Consider the following 4,464-nt stretch of genomic DNA (forward strand, 5'->3'; position numbering starts at 1 on the left):
CGACGACGTCCGTCTGTCCGGAGTAGCGGGACAGCAAGGACTGGAAGCCGGCCAGCAGGGCCATGAAGGAGGTGACGCCTTCACGCTGGCAGAGCGCACTGAGCGCCTGTGAAAGCGTCGCGGGCATTAGCCGTGAGAGGGTGGCACCGCGATAGGACTGCGTGGCGGGACGCGGCTTGTCGGTGGGCAGTTCCAGCACCTGGGGTGCACCTGCGAGGTGCTGGCGCCAGTAGGAGAACTGCGCTTCGAGCGTCTCACCCTGGAGCCACTGACGCTGCCAGGTAGCGAAGTCGGCGTACTGCACGGGCAGCTCGGGTAGCGGCGAGGGCCGGCCTTGCGAGAAGGCCTCGTAGAGGGCCACTACCTCGCGAGCCAGCACGCCCATGGACCAACCGTCGGAGACGATGTGGTGCACGTTGAGCAGCAATGCGTGCTGCTGGTCGTCGAGCTTCAGCAGCAGTGCGCGCAGCAAGGGGCCTTGCGAGAGCGAGAAGGGCTTGCGGCACTCGGCTTCGATGAGCCGGCGTGCCTCGGTCTCGCGCTCGTTGGCGGGCAGGGCGCTCAGGTCCACGCGCTCCAGCGGCAGCGGCGCGGGCGGGGCGATGACCTGGAGCGGCTGGCCGGCCTCCTCAGGGAAGGAGGTGCGCAGCACCTCGTGACGGCGGACCAACTCCGACAGGCTGCGCTCCAGGGCGGCGGTGTCCAGCGAGCCTTCCAGGCGCAGCGGCGCGGGCATGTTGTACAGCGCGCTGTCGGGCACGAGCTGATCGAGGAACCACAGCCGCTGCTGCGCGAAGGACAGCGGCAGTGCGCCCGACCTGTCGGCGGGTTTCAGCGGCGGCAGGACGAGCGAACGAGCCGAGCGGGCAGAGTCCTCCACGGCCTGGGCCAGTGCCTCGAGGGTGGGCGCTTCGAAGAGCGTGTGCAGGGGCAGCTCCACGCCAAAGGAGGCGCGGATGCGAGAGACGACCTGGGTGACCAATAGCGAGTGGCCGCCCAACTCGAAGAAGTTGTCGTGGAGGCCCACCTGCTCGACACGCAGCAACTCGCTCCAGAGCGCTGCGAGCCGCTGCTCCGTCTCGTTGCGAGGAGCGACATACCCGGCGCTGGCTGCGACCGCTCCGTCCGGCGCGGGCAGGGCCTTCCTGTCCACCTTGCCGCTGCTTGTCAGAGGCAGGGTGTCCAAGGCGACGAAAGCCGAGGGGACCATGTACTCGGGCAGCCGCTGCTGGAGGAAGGAGCGCAGCGAGAGCGCGTCGAGGGACTGGCCCTCCTGGGTGACGACGTAGGCCACCAGCCTTTCCTCGCGCAGCGCCACCACGGCCTCGCGCACGGAAGCGTGGGAGGAGAGCACGGACTCGATTTCACCCAGCTCGATGCGGAAGCCGCGCAGCTTCACCTGGAAGTCGATGCGGCCGAGGTAGTCCAGCTGGCCATTGTCGAGCCAGCGGACCTTGTCGCCGGTGCGGTAGAGGCGCTCGCCGGGAGTGGAGGAGAAGGGGTGGGGGATGAAGCGCTCTGCGGTGAGCTCCGGGCGGCCGAGGTAGCCGCGAGCCAGGCCGGCACCGCCGATGAAGAGCTCTCCCGGCACGCCCACGGGCACCGGCCGCAATGAAGCGTCCAGCACGTACGCGCGCACGTTGTCGAAAGGCCGGCCGATGGTGATGCGCCCTGCGTCCACCTCGGCGTCGAGGGTGGCGCAGATGGTGGTCTCGGTGGGGCCGTAGGCGTTGATGAAGCGCCGACCGGGCTGCCAGCGGGCGACGAGCTCCGGAGTGCACGCCTCACCGGCGGAGGTGAGCGTCTGGAGGGCTTCGAGGCCCAGGGGCTCGAGCTGGGCGAGGACGGAGGGGGTGAGAGTGGCGGCGGTGATGGCGCGCTGGCGGAGGAGTTGGTGCAGCGGAGCGCCGGGCATCAACTCGTCCCGAGAGGCCAGGTGCAGCTCTGCGCCTGCCATCAGGGTGGGGAGCGTTTCCCAGACGGAGGCGTCGAAGCCGATGGAGGCGAACTGGAGAACGCGGCCGCCGGGACGCAAGTGCATGGAGTGGATGGTGCTGCGAGCGGTGTTGCACAGGCCGCGGTGGCGCAGCAGGGTGCCCTTGGGGCGGCCGGTGGAGCCGGAGGTGTAGATGACGTAGGCGAGGTTGTCGGGCAGCACGCTCACGTCGGGGGCGTGGGTGGGCTGGCGGGAGATGAGCGAGTCCCACTCGGAGTCGAGAAGGACGAGCAACTCGCTCTGCACGGGCAGCTCGTCGGCGAGCTTCTCCTGGGTGAGGAGGACGGGAGGACGGGCATCGCGCAGCATGAAGGCGAGCCGCTCGGTGGGATAGGAGGGGTCGAGCGGGAGCCAGGCACCGCCGGCCTTGAGGACGGCGAGGATGGAGACGACGAGCTCGGGGGAGCGCTCGACGCACAGGCCGACGAGGACTTCGGGGCCGACACCCAGCGAGCGCAGGTGATGCGCCAGTTGGTTGGAGCGCTCATCGAGCTGGCGGTACGTCAGGGACCGCTCCCCCATGCGCACGGCCGGGGCGTCCGGGGTGCGCCGCGCCTGAGCCTCGATGAGGGCGTGGGCGCTCGTGTCCTGGAGCTGCGCGTCCGTGTCGTTCCAGTCCAACAACACACGGCGCCGCTCAGCCTCGGTAAGCAGGGGCAGGGAGGACAGGTGCGTGTCGGGGTGGGCGACAGCCGCCTCCAGCAGCACCTGCAGGTGCGCCAGCATCCGGGCCATGGTGTTGGCCAGGAAGAGGTCGGTGCTGTAGTTGGCCATGCAGGCCAGGCCCTCAGGGCCTTCCTGGATGGAGAGGGTGAGGTCGAACTTGGAGGAGCCGGTGTCGTTCTCCGCGCCGCGGAAGGTGAGCCCGGGCACGCGCAGCTCGATGGTCGGGGTGTTCTGCAGCACGAGCTTCACCTGGAAGATGGGGGCGTGGGCGAGGCTGCGCTCGGGGTTGAGCACGCGCACCAGCTCTTCGAAGGGGACGTCCTGATGCGCGTAGGCGCCCAGCGTCGCTTTGCGCGTGCGGCCCAGCAGCTCGCGGAAGGTGGGGTCACCGGAGAGGTCCCCACGCATGACGAGCTGGTTGATGAAGAAGCCGATGAGGCCCTCGGTGTCGGCGTGGGTGCGGCCGGCGATGTCGGTGCCCACGACGACGTCCGTCTGTCCGGAGTAGCGGGACAGCAAGGACTGGAAGCCGGCCAGCAGGGCCATGAAGGAGGTGACGCCTTCACGCTGGCAGAGCGCACTGAGCGCCTGTGAAAGCGTCGCGGGCATGAGCCGTGAGAGGGTGGCACCGCGATAGGACTGCGTGGCGGGACGCGGCTTGTCGGTGGGCAGTTCCAGCACCTGGGGTGCACCTGCGAGGTGCTGGCGCCAGTAGGAGAACTGCGCTTCGAGAGTCTCACCCTGGAGCCACTGACGCTGCCAGGCAGCGAAGTCGGCGTACTGCACGGGCAGCTCGGGCAGGGGCGAGGGCCGGCCCTGCGAGAAGGCCTCGTAGAGGGCGACCACCTCGCGAGCCAGCACGCCCACGGACCAACCATCCGAGGCGATGTGGTGCACGTTGAGCAGCAGCACGTGCTCGGCGTTGGCCAGCTTCAGCAGGAGGGCGCGCAGCAAGGGCCCTTGCGCGAGCGAGAAGGGCTTGCGGCACTCGGCTTCGATGAGCCGGCGTGCTTCGGCCTCGCGCGCGTCGGCGGGCAATGCACTGAGGTCCACGCACTCCAGCGGCAGCGGCGCGGGCGGGGCGATGACCTGGAGCGGCTGGCCGGCCTCCTCAGGGAAGGAGGTGCGCAGCACCTCGTGACGGCGGACCAACTCCGACAGGCTGCGCTCCAGGGCAGCGGTGTCCAGCGTGCCTTCCAGGCGCAGCGGCGCGGGCATGTTGTACAGCGCGCTGCCGGGCACGAGCTGATCGAGGAACCACAGCCGCTGCTGCGCGAAGGACAGCGGCAGTGCTTCTGTCCTCTCGATGGGCTGGAGGGGCGGCAGCTTCGGCCCGAGCCCCTGACGCGCGAGCGCATCGATGGAGGCGGCGAGGGCTTCGAGGGTGGGAGCCTCGAAGAGCGCACCAATGGGCAACTCCACGCCGAAGGTGCCGCGGATACGTGAAGTGATCTGGGTCGCCAGCAGGGAGTGGCCACCCAGCTCGAAGAAGTTGTCGCGGGCTCCGATGCGCGCCAGCCCCAGCAGCTGGCCCCACTGCGAGGCAAGAAGCTGCTGGGTGGGCGTGCGAGGCGCGACGTAGGAATCGCCCTCCTCCAGCCCCTGGAGCTCGGGAGGCGGCAGCGCCTTCCTGTCGAGCTTGCCGTTGAAGGTGAGTGGGAGGGCCTGGAGGGGAACGAAGGCCGAGGGGAGCATGTACTCGGGCAGCTTCGTCTTGAGGAAGTCACGCAGCTCGGGGGCGGAGGGCGACAGGGCTCCCGGAGGAGGCACGGCGTAGGCCACCAGGCGCTTGTCGCCCGGAG

The 4,464-nt window shown here is 69.6% G+C and carries 1 protein-coding gene; it reads right to left on the bottom strand.

The window, feature by feature from the left end:
* The coding region (locus G4D86_RS51425) for a non-ribosomal peptide synthetase (RefSeq protein WP_164003052.1) at positions 1-4,464 on the bottom strand (4,464 nt) is incomplete at both ends.

Origin of the sequence: Pyxidicoccus caerfyrddinensis, from assembly GCF_010894405.1 — a bacterium.
Taxonomy (GTDB): Bacteria; Myxococcota; Myxococcia; order Myxococcales; family Myxococcaceae; genus Myxococcus; species Myxococcus caerfyrddinensis.